The sequence below is a fragment of the Aeromonas genomosp. paramedia genome (genome assembly GCF_023093515.1).
Classification (GTDB): domain Bacteria; phylum Pseudomonadota; class Gammaproteobacteria; order Enterobacterales; family Aeromonadaceae; genus Aeromonas.
This window is the reverse complement of the sequence record NZ_JAAROG010000016.1, coordinates 63,631-81,405: the sequence shown is the minus strand read 5'-3', so window position 1 is coordinate 81,405 and position 17,775 is coordinate 63,631. Positions and strand designations below refer to the sequence as shown.

Sequence of the window (17,775 nt, the reverse complement as noted above, 5' to 3'; positions counted from 1 at the left end):
GTCATGAACCGACTCCGTTTGCTTGGCCTGCTGTGCTGTATCTTGCCCCTCGGGCTGGCGCACGCCTCCCGCATCAAGGATCTCAGCTCGGTGGAAGGGGTGCGCAGCAACCAGTTGATCGGCTACGGTCTGGTGGTGGGCCTGCCCGGGACGGGCGAGAAGAACAACGCCTTCACCGAGCAGACCTTCAGGACCATGCTCAACAACTTCGGCATCAAGGTGCCGGACAACATCAAGCCCAAGATCAAGGACGTGGCGCCCGTGGCCATCCACGCCGATCTGCCCCCCTTCTCCAAGCCGGGCCAGACCATAGATGTCACCGTCTCCGCCATCGGCGAGGCGAAGAGCCTGCGGGGCGGGACCCTGCTCCAGACCTTCCTCAAGGGGTTGGACGGCCGCGTCTATGCGGTGGCCCAGGGCAGCCTGGTGGTTGGTGGTCTCGGGGCCGAGGGAGCGGATGGCTCCAAGGTGGTGGTCAATACCCCCACAGTGGGGCGCATCGCCAATGGGGCGACAGTGGAGCGTGAAGTGCCGAACTCCTTCTCCCAGGGGGATACCATCACCTTCAACCTGAACCGGCCCGATTTCACCACGGCCCGTCGGGTGGCCGACGTGGTCAATGATCTGGTAGGCCCCAACACGGCCCAGGCCCTGGACGCCACCTCCATCAAGGTGTTTGCCCCGCGGGATCCGAGCCAGCGGGTCGCCTACCTCGCGACCATCGAAAACCTGGAAGTGGATCCGGCCACCGAGTCCGCCAAGATCATCGTCAACTCGCGCACCGGCACCATAGTCATCGGCAGCGAGGTCAAGCTGAGGCCCGCCGCCATCAGCCATGGGGGCCTGACGGTCACCATCGCCGAGAACCAGCAGGTCTCCCAGCCCAATCCGCTGGCGGGGGGCGAGACCGCGGTCACCAACAACTCCACCATCAACGTGCAGCAGGATCCGGGGCGTATGTTCAAGCTCGACACCGGGGCGACCCTGGATGACCTGGTGCGGGCGGTGAATCAGGTGGGGATAGCGCCGGGGGATCTGATGGCGATTCTGGAGGCCCTGCAGCAGGCGGGCGCCATTCAGGGGCAGCTGGTCATCTTGTAACGGGCTGTCTCGGCGAATCTCCGGGCTGGCGCAGCAGCCGGCCCGGAGAGCCAACAGGTAAAACAGTCATTTCTTGAGCGGCAAGAGGTTGCCACGGGCGGCAAAGAGGAAGGTTATGGCAGAGTTCGACACCCAGAGTGGTATCAATCTTGGCATGGTGCAGGACGTTCAGAATCTGGACAAGCTGCGCCAGATGAGCCACAGCAAGGAAGGGAAGCAAGAGGCACTGATGGCGGCGGCCCGCCAGTTCGAGTCCATCTTCACCCAGACCCTGTTCAAGGGGATGCGCCAGGCCAACTCGGTGCTGACTGAAGGCAACCCGATGAACAGCAGCTACACCCAGTTCTACGAGGGGATGCTGGACGAGCAGCGGGTCTCCGACATGTCGAGCAAGGGGGGCCTTGGCATCGCCGAGATGGTGGCAAAACAGTTCTCCCCCGAGAAGACCTTCACCCATAACGACGGTCGGGTGCTCAAGCTGCCCCAGCGCACCGAGCGGGTCTACAAGCCCTATGAAGCCCCCAGCGCCTCCAACGATCTGATCGCCGCCTCCAAAGTTGGCAAAGATTTTGCTGATAACGAAATGAAGAGCGAGCTGAATGGGGCCGAGTCCTCGTTGAACCTGCCCAGACGCCCCCATCGCACCGTGCCGCCCATGGGCAGCAGCCCGCGGGCCTCGGCCCTGGATGAGAGCGCCAAGGTGTTCGACAGTCCGGAGGAGTTCGTCGAGCGTCTGATGCCGCTGGCCAAGAAGGCGGCGGACAAGCTGGGGCTGAGCCCGGCGGTGCTGGTGGCCCAGGCCGCCCTTGAGAGCGGCTGGGGCAAGCGGGTGATCAAGGACGGGGAAGGGCAGATGAGCCACAACCTGTTCGGCATCAAGGCCGATCCCCGCTGGGAAGGGCCCAAGGCCGTGGTGAGCACCCTGGAGTACGAGCAAGGGGTGGCGTCGCGCCAGAAGGCGGCGTTCCGCTCCTACGAGTCGTTTGAAGAGAGCTTCAACGACTATGTGGACTTCCTGACCTCGGGGAGTCGCTACAAGGGGGCGCTGGCCAAGGTGGACAGCCCGGATCGCTATTTCGAGGCGCTGCAGCAGGCCGGTTATGCCACCGATCCCCAGTACGCCAGCAAACTTAAACAAGTGTTGCGCAGTGATGCCATCGCCGGCTACTCGATGCCCGGCAACGCTGCGACCAGGAACACAGAGATGGAGCTGTAAGCTATGGCAAGCGATCTGCTTGGAATCGGGACTTCGGGTGTATTGGCCCAGCAGCGACTGCTGCAGACCACCAGTAACAACATAGTGAACGTCAACAGCCAGGGCTATGTACGTGAACGCACCCTGATCTACACCAATTCCGTCGGATTGGGCACGGGCGACATGGTGAGCGAGCGGGTCATCAACGCCTACGCCCAGGCTGAGGTGCGCCGGGATACCTCCGCCTACCATGCCGCAGGCTCGCGCTACGATCAGCTGTTCCAGCTCGACAGCCTGCTGGGGGATGCCAGCAACAGCGTGGGCACCACCATCACCTCCTACTTCAAGGCCTTCCACACCGCCAACGAATCGCCGGCGGAAGTGGGCGGGCGCAAGACCACCCTGAGCGAGCTCAGCGGCATGGTGGATCGCTTCCACACCCTCTCCGCCCAGCTCGACAAGCAGAGCGACACCATCAACGCCACCATAGGGGACGAGACGGACAGGGTGAACAGCCTGCTGAGCAGCATCAACGATCTGAACCAGGCCATAGTGCGCACCCAGGGCTCGCCGGAAGAGAACCTGATGCTGTTCGATCAGCGTGACGAGGCGATCCGCCAGCTCTCCGAGAAGATGGAGATCCGCACCGTGACCCAGCCCAACGGCAGCATGCTGGTCAACATGAGCACGGGGCACTCCCTGGTGCTGGACGGCGGCGTGGCCCAGTTCAAGGTGGTGGCGGGCAGCCCGGATTCCCGGGATGCGAGGCTGCAGCTCACCCTGGGGGCCAACCAGGCCAACATCAATGACAAGGATCTGGGGGGCGCCATCGGCGGCCTCTTCACGGCGCGCAACGATCTGGAGCCCGCCAAGCGGGAGCTGGGCCAGCTGGCGGTCGCCATGGCCGATGCCATGAACCAGCAGAACCGCCTCGGCATGGATCTGGACAACGAGCTGGGAGGGGATCTCTTCTCCCTCAAGGGGAGCCAGGGGCTCCCCTATGCCGGCAACCAGGGCAGCGGGGCGGCCAGCGTCAACTTCGTGCCCGGCAAGGGCCCGGAAGTGACCACCTTCGATTACGAAGTGCAGTTCAACAACGGCACCGATTATGAGGTCTTCTCCATCGACGGCTCAGGGCAGCGGACCTCGGTAGCGACCGGCACCACGCCCCCGCCCCCCGCCAAGTTCGAGGTGGCCGGGCACGGCATCGAGATCGACCTGTCCGGCACCCCGGTCGGGGGCGACAAGATAGTGCTGCAACCCACCAAGCACGCCGCCGCCGGCATGGCGCAGGCCGCCACCAGGCCGGAAGACATCGCGCTGGCATCCCCCATCAAGGCGGACAAGCATTCCCAGAACCTGGGCTCGGGCGAGATCAAGGTGAACAGCGTCTACAACACAGGCACGGGGTCGGGCTTTGGCACCAATACCCTGGACTCGAGCGCTCCCCAGGTCATCAAGATCGACGGCAGCGGCAACTACGAGGTCTATGACAAGAACAACAACCTGCTCGGGGTGGCCCCCGCCTCCACCAAGGGGCAGAACCTGATGTCCGCCCTCGAACTGCCGCTGGGCACGCCCATAGTGCCGGCCCTGACCCCGGGCTACGACTTCAGCATCACCGGCAAGGCGGAGGCCAGCGACAGCTTCACCCTGAGCTACAACAAGGATGGCTTTGCGGACAACGGCAACGGGCTGGCGCTGGCGGAGCTGCAGAACAAGGAGTTGGTGCGCAAGAACAACAACGCCGCCACCAGCAACGACAAGATGACCTTCAACGACGCCTACAGCGCCCTGGTGACCGGGGTGGGCAACAAGGCCAGCCAGGCCAAGACCCTGCTGCAGGCCAATGAGGCCAAGCTGACCCAGAGCACCGCCATCTTCGAGAGCGTCTCCGGGGTCAACCTGGAGGAGGAGGCGGCCAACCTCATCCGCTTCCAGCAGTCCTATGCCGCCTCGGCCCAGATAGTCAATACCGCGAAGACCATCTTCGATACCCTGTTGTCTTCCGTGAGGTAAGTCATGCGCATCACCACCAACATGATCTATGACCGCAACCTTGCCACGATGAGCAAGGTCAGCGAACGCCAGAACACCGCCTACAACCAGCTGATGACGGGGGACAAGTTCACCCGCGCCGGCGAGGATCCCTCCGGCATGAGCCAGAAGCTGGCGCTGACCAAGGAGATCGATCTCTTCAAGCAGTTCGGTGTCAACGGCAGCCTGCTGGAGAACAGCCTGGGCCACGAGGATACGGTGCTTACCTCCCTCAACAGCGCCATGCTGAGTGCCCAGACCCTGATCCAGAAGGCCAACAGCTCGGCCATGGGCGCCGAGGAGCGCAACGCCATCGCGAGCGAGCTGGAGGGGCTGCAGAAACAGATGTTCGATCTGATGAACAGCAAGAACTCCCAGGGGGAGTTCATCTTCGGCGGCAACCAGAGCAAGACCCAGCCCTTCGTCAAGAACGTCAGCGGCAACTATGTGTTCCAGGGGGACACAGGACAGCGCAGCATCCAGGTCTCTCCCACGGTCAAGATCCCGGCCAACGACTCCGGCTTCGATCTGTTCGAGATGGTGGCGACCCGGCGCACCGCCAGTGGCACCAGCGCCAACATCCAGGTAGGGGTGGGGGATCAGGGGAACTTCGAGAGCTTCTATCGAAACAACTACGACCCGGCCACACCGGCCAACAACCAGTACACGATAAGCACCCAGATTGGTCCACCTGAAACCTATCATATTGAAAACAGCCAAGGTGACATTGTCCAGGGACCCGCTCTTCCCTATACAGCGGGCAACGCCATCTCCTTCAACGGGTTGGAGCTGACCTTGGATTTGCCCGCAGGTTCGACGGATCAAACTTTTGTGCTCGATAAGCCGGTGAACGACAACATACTGAACGGCATGTCCGACTTCATCTCCGCCCTGCGCGACCCCACGCTTCCGGCAAGCGACTTCCAGCTGGCGGTGGCCGATGCCACCACCCACATGAACAACGCCAGAACCAAGGTGGACAGGGGGCAGGGGGAGGTAGGCAGTCGGCTCAACAGCCTGGAACAGGTGATGAGTTCCAATGACGGGCTCAGCACCCTGAACCAGCAGGCGAGGGCCAAGGTCTCCGAGGCGGACATGTACGAGGTGATTGCGGCGCTCTCCAAGGAGGACGCGGCCATGAGCGCCTCCCAGCTCGCCTTCAGCAAGATAAGCAAGCTGACCCTGTTCGACTATATCCGCTGATATCTACCCGTTGATCGCCCGCTCCCCCGTGGCCCAGGCCCGGGGGAGCGTTCTTTTCATGGGCGGCCCGCTTCCCGCCCAATTTGTAACAACCCGTTGCCAGCAGCCCAATGGCCTTGACTCGGGGAGGCCCCGGACAGATGATGCCGCCCGCACCACCCAGGTGGCGCGCATTTTTCGCAGCATCTCGTTAGGCGAGGCTCCTGCATAAACACAGGCCACTGATCTCACGACGTCCAGAGACGCCCAAGATCAGGACAGTTTTCATCGGATTAAGGTGTCAACCCAAGTGGCTTCCGGCATGCCGGATACGTTATGCAGTGCTAAAGCTGGTACGTGGGGATGAAAACACGCCGGACGGCGTCATTTCCTGCCTGTTACTCGTCAATCAAATTGCTGTTTTCTTGTCGACAGCGACCGGTGCGAGCCGGTTGCCTTCAGGCCCTGCCTGAAATCACATGAGGATATCTGTGATGAAGAAAACACACACCCTGCTCAACCGTCATCAACTGCTCGATCTCGCCGCCCTGCAGGGCTGGCTCGACCACAACCTGGACCCGGTGCAGCGGGCCGATCAACTGCTGACCCTGCGCCCGGAAGAGCTCAACTGCGTCTTCGATACTCTCCCTGCGCCGCGAGGAGCCGCCCTGCTCGCCTCCCTGTCGGCGGAGAGCGCGGGCCAGCTGCTGCTGCGTCTGCATGGCAGTATAGTGGGCGTGCTGCAGGAGGCCATTCCCCGGCGCGATATGGTGGCCATCCTGCGCAAGCTGGGTGCCCAGGATCGCACCAGGCTGCTGGCCCGCTTCCCGACCCAGGCGCAGGCCATCTACGATGCTCTGCTCGATTGGCCGAGCGAGTCGGTCGGTGCCAACATGCGCCACGAGTACCTGGCCGTCGACCAGGGCACCACGGTGGAGAGCGCCAAGCGGCGGATCCACGACGCCTGGGACAAGGCCCAACTGTTTCAGCACCTCTATGTGGTCGACGGCGAGCGGCGCCTGCTCGGCAGCGTCTCCCTCAAGTCCCTGCTGATCGCCGATCCGCTGCGACCGGTGAGCGAGCTGATGGAGCGGGAGGCGGTGCGGATCAACGCCCGGGCGGATCAGGAGCTGGCCGCCCGCCTGCTGATCGATCGCGACATCTCGACCCTGCCGGTGGAGGATCAGGGGCGCCTGGTGGGGGTCTTCCACGTGGATGACGCCGCCGACATCCTGGAGCTCGAATCCACCGAGGATGCGGAGTTGCAGGGGGGCTCATCCCCCCTGGATACCCCCTATCTGCAGGCCACTCCCTGGCAGCTGTGGCGCAAGCGGGTGGGCTGGCTGCTGATCCTGTTCGTAGCGGAGGCCTACACGGGGACAGTGTTGCGGGCCTTCGAGGAGCAGCTGGAGGCGGCCATCGCCCTGGCCTTCTTCATCCCCCTGCTCATCGGCACCGGCGGCAACAGCGGCACCCAGATCACCACCACCATAGTGCGGGCCATGGCGGTGGGGGAGGTGAGCCTGAAGAACCTCGGCACAGTGCTGAGAAAGGAGCTCTCCACCGGTCTGCTCATCTCGGCCGCCATTGCGTTGGCCGCCTGGGTACGGGCCTGGAGCCTGGGGGTCGGTCCCCAGATCGGCATGGTGGTCACCCTGACCATCATTGCCATCGTGCTCTGGAGCGCCGCGGTCGCCTCCATCATCCCCATGGTGCTGCGTCGCCTGCGCATCGATCCGGCCGTGGTCTCTGCCCCCTTCATCTCCACCTTGGTGGATGGTACCGGCCTCATCATCTATTTCGAAATCGCCAAATGGTTGCTGCCCGAGCTGCAGTGACAACGACAGAAGGCAAGAAGGCAGCCATCGGCTGCCTTCTTTCGTTTGAGGTGAACGATCACCCGAGCTGGAACAGCAGGGGCCAGCCCTGCTCCTGGCAATAGCGGTGCTCCTTCTCCAGGTTCTGGATCAGCAGGCGGTTCTCCTCGCACCAGTCGGTGGGCAGGGTGACCACCAGCTGATCCCCGGCGGCCTGCACTCGCCACTCCGGCAGCAGGTTGTCCTGGCGCCTGTGGTGGGCCGCCACCGCGAGGCGCAGGATGCGGATGCAGCGCAGCACCGTCTGCTCGTCGTGGTTGGGCAGGGCGGGCAGCTCCGAGAGCTTGAGCCCCTTGCGCTGGAAGCGCACCAGGGCCGCCAGCAGGGCCTGATCGTCCTGGTTGAAACCGGGCAGATCCGTGTTTTGCAGGATGTAGGCGGAGTGGCGATGGATGCCGCTGTAGTTGATGGCCAGACCGATTTCATGCAGCCGCGCCGCCCAGCCGAGGATGGCGCGATAGGGCTCGATGGGCATCTCCCAGGGGTCGCTCAGGGCGTCGAACAGATCGAGGACGCTCCGCTCCACCCGGGTGGCCTGGCGCTTGTCGATGTGGTAGTGGGAGCTGAGGGCCAGCGCGGTGCGCTCGCGAATGTCGTGGTGCTGCAGCCGCTCCTCGAACTCATAGAGCAGCCCCTCGCGCAGGGCGCCGTCGGAGTACTCCATCCGCTCGATGGGCAATGAGGTGAAGAGCCCGAGCAGTATGGCCACGGCGGCGGCAAAGACTCCCTGGCGCTCCTCGGTGAGGCCGGCGAGTTTGAGCTGGTCGACCCGCTTGTGCCTGAGCATCTCTTCTTTCAGCCGCTCCAGACCCGCCAGGGTGATGGCGCCATCCGTCCACTCCTCCCCTTGCAAGACGTCGCGCACGGTGCGAATGGAGCCCGAGCTGCCGAGGCAGCTCTGCCAGCCCAGCTTGCGGTACTGGTTGATGATGGGGGCGAGCTGGTGCTGCGCCTCCAGCACGGCGCTGTTGAAGGCCTTCTCGCTCAGCTTGCCGTTGGCAAAGAAGCTCTGGGTGAAGCTGACGCAGCCCATCTTGCGGCTGGTGAGGGCCTTGTGTTCGAAGCCCTCGCCAATAATCAGCTCGGTGCTGCCGCCGCCGATGTCCACCACCAGCACCTGGCCTTCGATGTGCTGGGTATGGGCGACCCCCTGATAGATGAGACGCGCCTCTTCCTGGCCGCTGATGATCTCGATGGGGTGGTTGAGCACCTCGGCTGCCTCGCGCACGAAATCCCGGGCGTTGCTGGCGCGGCGAAGGGTGTAGGTGCCGGCGATGCGGATCTGATCCGGCTTGATGTTGGTGAGGCGCTCGGCGAACAGGGCGAGGCAGTCGAGCCCCCGGGCCATGGCTTCCGCCGACATGCGGCGCTGCTCATCCATCCCCTCGGCGAGGCGAACCCGCTCCTTGATGCGATCGACGATCTGCATCCGCCCCTCGTTGAGGCGGGCGATGACCATGTGGAAGCTGTTCGACCCCAGATCGACAGCGGCGTACAGACTATTGTCCATTGTTTGACTCGATACGTTTGAGATAGTCGTAAATCGCAACCTGGGAGCGAACCTTGCGGCGGTTGCCCCGCTTCACGTATTCGTTCTTCTGATCGGCATCGATGACCCGCGCCTTGCAGGTGTCGCTCAGCTGCAGCTCGAGGATGTCCAGGATGCGTTGTTTCAGCCGCTCGTCGTAGATGGGGGTGCCCACCTCGATCCGGCCGTCGATGTTGCGGCTCATCCAGTCGGCGCTGGAGATGAACAGCTGGGGGTTGCCCTTGTTGTGGAACACCATCACCCGCGGGTGCTCGAGGAAGCGGTCTATGATGCTGATGACCTGGATGTTGTCGCTCAGGCCCGGCACCCCGGGACGCAGGGCGCACATGCCGCGGATGATCATCTGGATGGGCACCCCGGCCTGGCCGGCGGCATAGAGGCGGTTGATGAGGTCTCTGTCCACCAGGTTGTTGATCTTGAGGGTGATGCCGCTGGGCTGGCCCGCCTTGGCGTTGGCCAGCTCGTTGTCGATGAGGCGATAGAGCTGGCGGCGGCTGTTGATGGGGGAGACCAGCAGGTGGTTGAATTTGTAGCGTTTATAGGGGTACTCGATGTACTCGAACACTCCCTCCACCTCGGCGGTGATGTCCGGGTGGCGGGTCAGCAGGGAGAAGTCGGTGTAGATCTTGGCGGTCTTCTCGTTGAAGTTGCCGGTGCCGATATGGGCGTAGCGCACCGCCTCGCCATTCTCGTGGCGGGTGATGAGGCAGAGCTTGGAGTGGATCTTGAGGCTGGGCACCCCGAACACCACCTTGACCCCGGCATCGGTCAAAATGTTGGCCCAGTCGATGTTGGCCGCCTCGTCGAAGCGGGCGCGCAGCTCCACCACCACAGTCACCTTCTTGCCGTTGTTGGCGGCGTCGATGAGGGAGTGGATGATCCGTGACTTCTTGGCGACCCGGTAGATATTGATGCGAATGGCGCTGACCGCCGGATCGAACGCCGCCTGGCGCACCAGCTCGGTGAAGTGGTGGAACTTGTGATAGGGGTAGTAGAGCAGTATGTCCTGCTTGGTGATGGCGTCGAAGGCGTTGACGAAGCCATCGAAATCGCGGCAATCGAGGGCCGGTAGCTTGGGGTTTTCCAGATAGTCCCGGCCCACGTTGGGGAAGCCGATGAAATCCTTGAAGTTGTGATAGCGCCCGCCCGGCATGATGGCGTCGTAGGAGCTGATCTGCAGCTTGAGCTTCAGGAAGCTTATCATGGCCGCAGGCATCTCCCGCTCGTAGACGAAGCGCACCGGCATGGCGGTGAGGCGCTGCTTCAAGCCGTCACTCATCTTGTCCACCAGGCTCAGATCCAGCTGGTCGGAGAGATCGTACTCCGCATCCCGGGTCAGCTTGACCGCATAGGCCGCTATCTCGTCGTAGTCGAAGAAGCCCTTGAAGATCTCGTCCAGACAGAAGCGGATGACGTTGTCCAGGATGATGATCTGCTTCTTGCGGCGTGTCCCCTCCGGCGGCAGCTGGAAGAAGCGGGGCAGATCGTCGGTCGGCACCTCCACCAGGGCGTACTGGATCACCTGGCCGTTCTTCTTCATCTCGATGGCGAGATAGGTGTGCTCGTCTTTGAGGAACTTGACCGGGTTGACCTCCTTGTTGAGGAGGATGGGGATGATGTGACGCAGCACCTTCTCCTTGAAGAAGACCCGCAGCCACTGCTGGATCGCCTCTGAGAGCTGGTTCTCGTTGACCAGGAAGATGTTGTGGCGGGCCAGGGCGATCAGCAACTCCTTGTAGGTGTTGTCAAACGCCTCGCCGAGCGCCATCACCTTCTGCTGGATGGCGCGCAGCAACACCTTGGCCTCGTCATCGCCACCGTGCACCTCGTTGATGAGGATGCGGCGCTTGACGTCCGAGACCCGTACCTTGAAGAACTCATCCTGGTTGGAGGAGAAGATCCCCAGAAAACGGACCCGCTCGATGAGGGGGACCGTCTTGTCCATTGCCTCTTGCAACACCCGTTCATTGAATGAGAGCCAGCTAAGCTCTTTCTCTTCATACTGCCTGTCGGTGCTCATCTGGTGCCTCTGTACTCAGGTTGCGTCTGCGCGGAAGTTATGGCGTCAAACCATGACAAATTTATGACAACCCGCGTTATTCGGTCAGATCGTGATCGATGTCGACCACCAGATCGTCGGAGAGGGACTCCAGCGCCGTGATCAGATCGTCGAGTTCGAGCTGGGGCGGCAGGGCCACCAGGGCATGGGCATAGAAGAGCGGTGCGCCTGAGTGGGGGGCCGGCTCGCACCCCGTGGTGAGGTCGGCGACGTTGATGTTGAGCTGGCGCAGTATGCTGGCCACCTCGTGGACTATGCCGGGCCTGTCGTTGCCGGTGACGCTCAGCATCAGCTGGTTGGCGGGCTCGGGGCTGAGCTGGCCTTCGGCGAAGCTCACGGTGAGACCCGGCAGCATCACCAGTGCCTCGCACAGGCTGCGGTAGTGTTCGTCCGGCACGGCGACGTGCAAAATGCCGGCAAACTGCCCCGCCAGTTCGCTCATGGAGCTGGCCAGCCAGTTGCCCTGCTGCCGGGTGATGGTGTCGGCCAGGCTCTCGACGATGCCGGGCTTGTCTGCGCCGATCACGGTAACGACCAATTGCTTTTGCATCCTGCTCTCCTTGAATGGGACTGCGTGGGGTCATTGACGCCTGGCCGCGACTCTGTGCGCCGAAACGTCCATAGGCTCTAGCATTGTGCCTGCTGCGACAGGCCATATGAAGCCCGCTCCACGCAAATTTAGTGAAAAAACGCGAATGCCGGAGCGGCGTTGATTTCAACTCTGCCTGCCGGGGTTCCCCCGTGGTAGAGTGTTGCCCCTTCGTGTTTGATGAACTGGATATGTCTTGTGAACGGGGTATGTGTTTATGAATAGCCTTGTCGTATCGGGATCCGTGTTGTTGGTGCTGCTCCTGCTGGTGATCCTCTGGCGCAGGAGCAAGAGGGGCAAGGCCGAGCCCTATGAGCTGCAGGAGACCCTGTTCAGCCCCGCCGAGCGCGCCTTCCTCGGGGTGCTGGACTTGGCGGTGGGCGACCAGGCCCGGGTCTTTGCCAAGGTCAGGGTGGCAGATGTGCTGACCCCGCAGGCGCGCCTGGGCAAGGGCAAGTGGCAGCAGGCGTTCGACATGATCAGCGCCAAGCGCTTTGACTATCTGCTCTGCCACCCGACGGATCTCTCCTTCCTGTGCGCAGTGGAACTCGATGACAGCGCCCATCGCCACCAGAAGCGCAAGGTGCGGGATCTCTTCCTGAAGTCCGCCTGTGACAGCGCCGGCCTGCCGCTGCTGCAGATCCCGGCCAGCAGCCATTACCAGGTCGACGAGCTGCGCGAGCTGTTGCTGCCTCTGCTGGTCAAGACGAGCCTCCCGGTGGAGGATCTGTTGCCGGGGGAGCGCCGCGAGCCGACCTTCAACCCCTTGCTGCTCGATGGTGTGGACTTGAGTGCATCCCACCACGGGGGGCGCATGCCCAGGGCGCCACAGGCCGAGCCGCCTCAGCCTGACGAGCAGGGGCCGGTGCTGATGGACAACCCCTTCATCGGCCCGGACGAAGAGGAGGAGGAAGCGTCCGCCTCTGTGCCCCATTGCCCCCGCTGCGCGGCGCCCCTGGTGGCCCGGGAAGCGAAGAAGGGTCCCCATGCCGGCCGTCTGTTCCTGGCCTGCAGCCGTTTCCCCGAGTGCCGTTACGCCGCCCCCCAGGAGCAGGCCAGGCACTGATCCCCGCGCTGGCGCCGGCTGCGGTCGGCGCCTTGCCTCTCCTGCACCGCGTTCCACCCCGGGCGCCTGGCCGACAGCGGCTGTCCGAGTGTGATCCCCATCCCGCCCGGACCGCGCCGAGCGCGACAAGTTTTGACAAACCGCCAGAATTTTGGCACTTTGTGCACCCTATAACACAGTGCATAGCTCATTATCATAAGCACTTAAAAAACAATAACTTGGCGTCAGGTGTGTAAGGAAGATAAATATGATGGCTATGGGGGTGTTGATCGTTGATGCCGATGAACAGCGGCGTCAGCAACTGGGGACTGTGCTCTCCTTCATGGGGATCCCCTGGCAGGAGGTGGTGGAAACCGATCTGGACGTGGCCATCGAATCCTCCGGCCCGCTGCAAGGGATACTGACGGGCAAGCTGCTGGAGCGCTCCCTCGGCGAGCTGCTGGCCGCCTTCCCCCGCATCCCCTTCCTCTCCCTGATGCAGGCCGATCACCCCAACAGCAACTTCATCGGTGGCAGCGACGAGCCCTATACCTATGAGTCTCTGACGCGCCACCTGCACTTCTGTCAGGCCTTCATCTCCCTCCATCCCCGCCAGCAGGTGCACGACAAGGGCCAGACCCTGTTGCGACTGCTGGTGGGCAAGGGGCGGGGGATCCAGGAGGTGCGCCGCCTCATAGGCCAGGTGGCACAGACAGACGCCAACGTGCTGATCCTGGGGGAGTCCGGGACCGGCAAGGAGGTGGTGGCCCGCGCCATTCACGAGCTCTCTGCCCGCAGCGCCGGCCCCTTCGTGCCCATCAACTGCGGCGCCATTCCGGCTGAGCTCCTGGAGAGCGAGCTGTTCGGCCACGAGAAGGGGGCCTTCACCGGCGCCATCGCCGCCCGTCGCGGCCGCTTCGAGCTGGCCCAGGGGGGCACCCTGTTCCTCGACGAGATCGGCGACATGCCGCTGCCGATGCAGGTCAAGCTGCTGCGGGTGCTGCAGGAGCGGCTGTTCGACAGGGTCGGTGGCGGCAAGCCCATCCAGGCCGATGTGCGCATCATAGCGGCGACCCACAGGGATCTGGAGGCGATGATCCGCACCCAGGGTTTTCGCGAGGATCTCTACTATCGCCTCAACGTCTTCCCCATAGAGACGCCGCCCCTGCGCGAGCGCTGCGACGACATCCCCTTGCTGCTGCAGGAGCTGCTCAACCGCCACGGGGAGCAGCACAGGGGGATCATCCGCCTGACCCAGCGGGCCATGGAGTCCCTGATGCAGTACCCCTGGCCTGGCAACGTGCGGGAGTTGTCGAACCTCATCGAGCGGCTGCTGATCCTCTACCCGAACCAGATCATCGACGTGGCGGACTTGCCCGGTCGCTACCGTCTGCTGCCAAGCGAGCCGAGGGACGAGCGGCTCACCGAGATGGACGAGCGGGATGCCCTGGCCGCCGTGTTCCAGACGCCTCCTGCACTGGATTCGGGCCTTGCCGCGCCGCTGCCCATGCAGCTGCCCCAGGAGGGGCTCAATCTCAAGGAGATGCTGGCGGATCTCGAGGTGGAGCTGATCCGTCAGGCGCTGGAGTCCCAGGACGGGGTGGTGGCCCGCGCCGCCGACCTGCTGAGCATGCGCCGCACCACCCTGGTGGAGAAGATGAAAAAATACGGCATGAGCAAGGACAACTGAGGTCAATGCTTTGACGGCCATAGTCAAGGCATTGATATATAACAAGTAATTTAATGGCATGGAAATTGAATAAGCTGACCCAATCGCCAGTTTGAGGTCAGCTTTATGACAATCTCGCAGCAGGACAATCCGCTCCAGTCACACGAAGTGAGTCAGCTTTATGCCATCTTCACGGCACTGCCGACCGGCGTGCTGCTGCTCGATGGGGAGGGGCGGATCACCCGCGCCAACCCGGCCGCCCTGACCCTGCTGGGGGAGCCGCTGGAGGGGCAGGCCTGGCGCCAGATCATCGCCCGCTGTTTCCAGCCCAGGGAAGACGATGGTCACGAGATCTCCCTGCGGGACGGTCGCCGGGTGCAACTCTCCACCCAGCCGCTGCCGGATCAGCCCGGCCAGCTGGTGTTCATCACGGATCTCACCGAGACCCGCCAGTTGCAGGACAGGGTCAACCACATGAAACGGTTGTCGGCCCTGGGCAACATGGCGGCCTCTCTGGCACACCAGATCCGCACCCCCCTCTCCGCCGCCATGCTCTATGCGGCCAACCTCGCTAACCGCACCCTGAAACCGGAATCCCGCACCCAGTTCCAGCAAAAGTTGATGGCCCGGCTGCAGGATCTCGAGAAGCAGATAAACGACATACTGCTGTTTGCCCGCAACGGCGACAACCAGGTGGTGGCCCCTGTCTCGGTACAGGGGTTGCTGGCGGAGGTGCAGGCCGGTGCCGAGGCCTTCTGCCAGCAGCAGGGCTGCGCGCTGCACATGGAGGCGCCGGAGCCCGATCTCTGCCTGCTCGCCAACAGCAGCGCCCTGGCGGGGGCCATCAACAACCTGATCGCCAACGCCAGACAGGCCGGGGCCGATTCGCTCCTGGTGAGCGCGGTGCGCAGCGGCAACCGGGTGGAGATGCGCGTCCTCGACAATGGCAAGGGGATGCCTGCCCAGCTGCTCAACCAGATCTTCGAACCCTTCTTCACCACCCGCTCCCAGGGCACGGGCCTCGGGCTTGCCGTGGTGCAATCCGTGGTGCGCGCCCATCAGGGGGAGGTCAGCGTGGCCTCGGTGCCCGGAGAAGGGACCTGTTTTACCCTGTCGTTCCCCCTGCATCAGCAAGCGGTGCAGCTTGGAGGTGTAGCATGAATCCCATCTTGTCCCTGTGGTGCAAGGCCTGCGGGCCCGTGGTTGGAGGTGTGGCATGACCCAGGCCCGTATTCTGGTGGTGGAAGACGACAACGGCCTGCGCGAGGCGCTGGTGGATACCCTGCTGCTCGGCGGCTACGAATGCCGCGAGGTGGACAGCGGCGAGCGGGCCCTGCTGGCGCTCTCTCGCCAGCGCTTCGACATGGTGATCTCGGACATCCAGATGGGGGGCATGGACGGCCTCACCCTGCTAGCCAACATCCGCCAGCAGTATCCCCAGGTGCCTGTGCTCCTGATGACCGCCTACGCCAACATCGACGGTGCCGTGCGCGCCATGCGGGAGGGGGCCATCGACTATCTGGCCAAGCCGTTTTCCCCCGAGGTGCTGCTCAACCAGGTCAGCCGTTACGTGCCGGCCCAGAAGGTGGAGAAGCGCGCCGTGGTCTATGGCGATCCCAGGACCGCCGAGCTGTTCCAGCTGGCGACCCGGGTCGCCAGAAGCGAGGCCACCGTCATGGTGACAGGCCCGAGCGGGACGGGCAAAGAGGTGCTGGCCCGCTACATCCACGACAACTCCAGCCGCGCCGAGCAGGCCTTCGTCGCCATCAACTGCGCCGCCATTCCGGAGAACATGCTGGAGGCGACCCTGTTCGGCTACGAGAAGGGGGCCTTCACCGGCGCCGTGCAGGGGTGCCCGGGCAAGTTCGAGCAGGCCCAGGGCGGCACCCTGCTGCTCGACGAGATCACCGAGATGGATCTCGGCCTGCAGGCCAAGCTGCTGCGGGTGCTGCAGGAGAAAGAGGTGGAGCGGCTCGGCAGCCGCAAGATGATCCCGCTGGACGTGCGGGTCATCGCCACCAGCAACCGGGATCTGAAAAAAGCGGTGCAGGACGGCCTGTTTCGCGAGGATCTCTACTACCGTCTCAACGTCTTCCCCCTGCGCTGGACCTCCCTCTGGGAGCGGCCCGGCGACATACTGCCCCTGGCGGAGCACCTGCTGGCGCTCCATGCCAGTCAGCAGGGGCTGCCGACACCGCAGCTGGCCGATGCGGCGCGCGAGCGCCTGCTGGCCCACCCCTGGCCCGGCAACGTGCGCGAGCTGGACAACGTGGTGCAGCGGGCCCTGATCCTCTGCCCCGAGGGGCTCATCGGCTGCGAGCACCTGATCCTGGAGGAGACGGACGAGGAGCTGGTGCGCCCCCTCGAGCGTCTGTCGGGGGAGGGGCTCGGCGGCGAGCTCAAGCAGCAGGAGCACCAGATCATCCTGGACACCCTGCAGGAGTGCAACGGCAGCCGCAAGGAGGTGGCCGACAAGCTCGGCATCAGCCCGCGCACCCTGCGCTACAAGCTGGCCCAGATGCGTGACGCCGGCATAGAGCTGCCCGCCTAGCACCTGTTGCCGGTGTCATGGCCTTGCCGGCCCGGCTCGATTATCATGGGGCCCTCGGCATCATGAGCCTGGGCCCCGTTGTGACTGCAGACAAGAGCCTGATCGCAGACAAGGGGGTGCAGCGCCTTTACAAGGGACTCCTATGATCTCTCATCGCAAACTGGAAACCGTGCTCAACCACCTGCTCGAGCCTCACGCCATCAAGGACTACTGTCCCAACGGGCTGCAGGTGGAGGGGCGCGAGCGCATTCGCCGGGTGGTCACCGGCGTCACCGCCAGCCAGGCCCTGATCGATGCGGCGGTGGAGCAGGATGCCGATGCCATCCTGGTCCATCACGGCTACTTCTGGAGCGGGGAACCGCCCCAGATCACCGGCATGAAGCAGCGCCGGCTCAAGACCCTGCTGACCCACGACATCAATCTGTTTGCCTACCACCTGCCGCTGGACGTGCACCCCGAGGTGGGCAACAACGCCCAGCTCGCCAGGCTGCTCGGCATCAAGGTGCGCCGTGGTCTCGAACCCTGGAACAGCAAGAGCGTGGCCATGGTGGGCAAGCTGGAAGAGCCCATGAGCGGAGCCGACTTTGCCAGACTGATTGCCGAGCGGCTCGGCCGTGAGCCGCTCCATTGTGGCGACAGCGGCCCCGAGCTCATCAGCTCAGTGGCCTGGTGCACCGGCGGCGGCCAGAGCTACATCAACCAGGCGGCCGAGCAGGGCATCGATGCCTTCATCTCCGGTGAGGCTTCAGAGCAGACCATCCACACCGCCCGCGAGATGGGGATGCACTTCTACGCCGCAGGTCATCACGCCACCGAGCGGTACGGCGTCAAGGCGCTGGGGGAGTGGCTTGCCACCGTGCACGGGCTGGAGGTGACCTTTATCGATATCGACAATCCGGTCTAAACCTGTCCACGATCTGG

The 17,775-nt window shown here is 63.7% G+C and carries 13 protein-coding genes and 1 riboswitch; of the genes, 10 read left to right on the top strand and 3 right to left on the bottom strand.

The genetic code is table 11. The features are described from left to right. Positions 1-3 precede the first annotated feature (3 nt). The 5 genes from HB860_RS10335 (at position 4) to mgtE (ending at position 7,353) form a co-directional block, all read left to right on the top strand. Positions 4-1,101 carry a flagellar basal body P-ring protein FlgI gene (locus tag HB860_RS10335; protein ID WP_111910118.1) on the top strand — a complete coding sequence of 366 codons (1,098 nt, stop codon included), beginning with the start codon at positions 4-6 and terminating at the stop codon, positions 1,099-1,101. Positions 1,102-1,216: 115 nt separating this feature from the next. Then, on the top strand, positions 1,217-2,317 hold the full coding sequence (flgJ, locus tag HB860_RS10330; RefSeq protein WP_162519139.1) for a flagellar assembly peptidoglycan hydrolase FlgJ: 1,101 nt from the start codon (positions 1,217-1,219) through the stop codon (positions 2,315-2,317). 3 nt (positions 2,318-2,320) lie between these two features. Next, positions 2,321-4,315 carry a flagellar hook-associated protein FlgK gene (gene flgK / locus HB860_RS10325; RefSeq protein ID WP_247626571.1) on the top strand — a complete coding sequence of 665 codons (1,995 nt, stop codon included), beginning with the start codon at positions 2,321-2,323 and terminating at the stop codon, positions 4,313-4,315. A gap of 3 nt (positions 4,316-4,318) precedes the next feature. Next, positions 4,319-5,536, top strand: coding sequence for a flagellar hook-associated protein FlgL (gene flgL, locus HB860_RS10320; RefSeq protein WP_247626570.1), 1,218 nt, complete (start codon positions 4,319-4,321; stop codon positions 5,534-5,536). A 179-nt stretch (positions 5,537-5,715) separates the two neighbouring features. Beyond that, a riboswitch (M-box (ykoK) riboswitch) is annotated at positions 5,716-5,885 on the top strand. A gap of 124 nt (positions 5,886-6,009) precedes the next feature. After that, complete coding sequence (gene mgtE / locus HB860_RS10315) at positions 6,010-7,353, top strand: magnesium transporter (RefSeq protein ID WP_202046125.1); 1,344 nt, start codon at positions 6,010-6,012, stop codon at positions 7,351-7,353. A gap of 58 nt (positions 7,354-7,411) precedes the next feature. On the opposite strand, the gene ppx is transcribed toward mgtE, so the two are convergent. From ppx to HB860_RS10300, 3 genes are all read right to left on the bottom strand, one after another. Further along, positions 7,412-8,902 (bottom strand): exopolyphosphatase, encoded by a 1,491-nt coding sequence (gene ppx / locus HB860_RS10310; protein WP_139434879.1) that lies wholly within the window; start codon positions 8,900-8,902, stop codon positions 7,412-7,414. Further along, positions 8,892-10,961 carry a polyphosphate kinase 1 gene (gene ppk1, locus HB860_RS10305; protein WP_247626569.1) on the bottom strand — a complete coding sequence of 690 codons (2,070 nt, stop codon included), beginning with the start codon at positions 10,959-10,961 and terminating at the stop codon, positions 8,892-8,894. Before ppk1 ends, ppx begins: the two co-directional genes overlap by 11 nt. 76 nt (positions 10,962-11,037) lie before the next feature. After that, a complete protein-coding gene (locus HB860_RS10300) occupies positions 11,038-11,550 on the bottom strand; it encodes a glycine cleavage system protein R (protein WP_139434884.1) in 513 nt (170 codons plus the stop codon). Between the two features lie 256 nt (positions 11,551-11,806). Between HB860_RS10300 and HB860_RS10295 the strand changes: the two genes are divergently transcribed. The 5 genes from HB860_RS10295 to HB860_RS10275 all read left to right on the top strand — a co-directional run bounded on the left by HB860_RS10295 (position 11,807) and on the right by HB860_RS10275 (position 17,758). Next, positions 11,807-12,655, top strand: a complete 849-nt coding sequence (locus HB860_RS10295; RefSeq protein WP_202046122.1) for a DUF2726 domain-containing protein — start codon at positions 11,807-11,809, stop codon at positions 12,653-12,655. Between the two features lie 247 nt (positions 12,656-12,902). Then, a complete protein-coding gene (locus tag HB860_RS10290; RefSeq protein ID WP_247626568.1) occupies positions 12,903-14,324 on the top strand; it encodes a sigma-54 dependent transcriptional regulator in 1,422 nt (473 codons plus the stop codon). A 105-nt stretch (positions 14,325-14,429) separates the two neighbouring features. Further along, positions 14,430-15,464 carry a sensor histidine kinase gene (locus tag HB860_RS10285; protein WP_043128822.1) on the top strand — a complete coding sequence of 345 codons (1,035 nt, stop codon included), beginning with the start codon at positions 14,430-14,432 and terminating at the stop codon, positions 15,462-15,464. 55 nt (positions 15,465-15,519) lie between these two features. Continuing rightward, a complete protein-coding gene (locus HB860_RS10280) occupies positions 15,520-16,854 on the top strand; it encodes a sigma-54-dependent transcriptional regulator (RefSeq protein WP_202046119.1) in 1,335 nt (444 codons plus the stop codon). 142 nt (positions 16,855-16,996) lie between these two features. Further along, complete coding sequence (locus tag HB860_RS10275; RefSeq protein WP_282101195.1) at positions 16,997-17,758, top strand: Nif3-like dinuclear metal center hexameric protein; 762 nt, start codon at positions 16,997-16,999, stop codon at positions 17,756-17,758. The last annotated feature ends 17 nt before the right edge of the window (positions 17,759-17,775 follow it).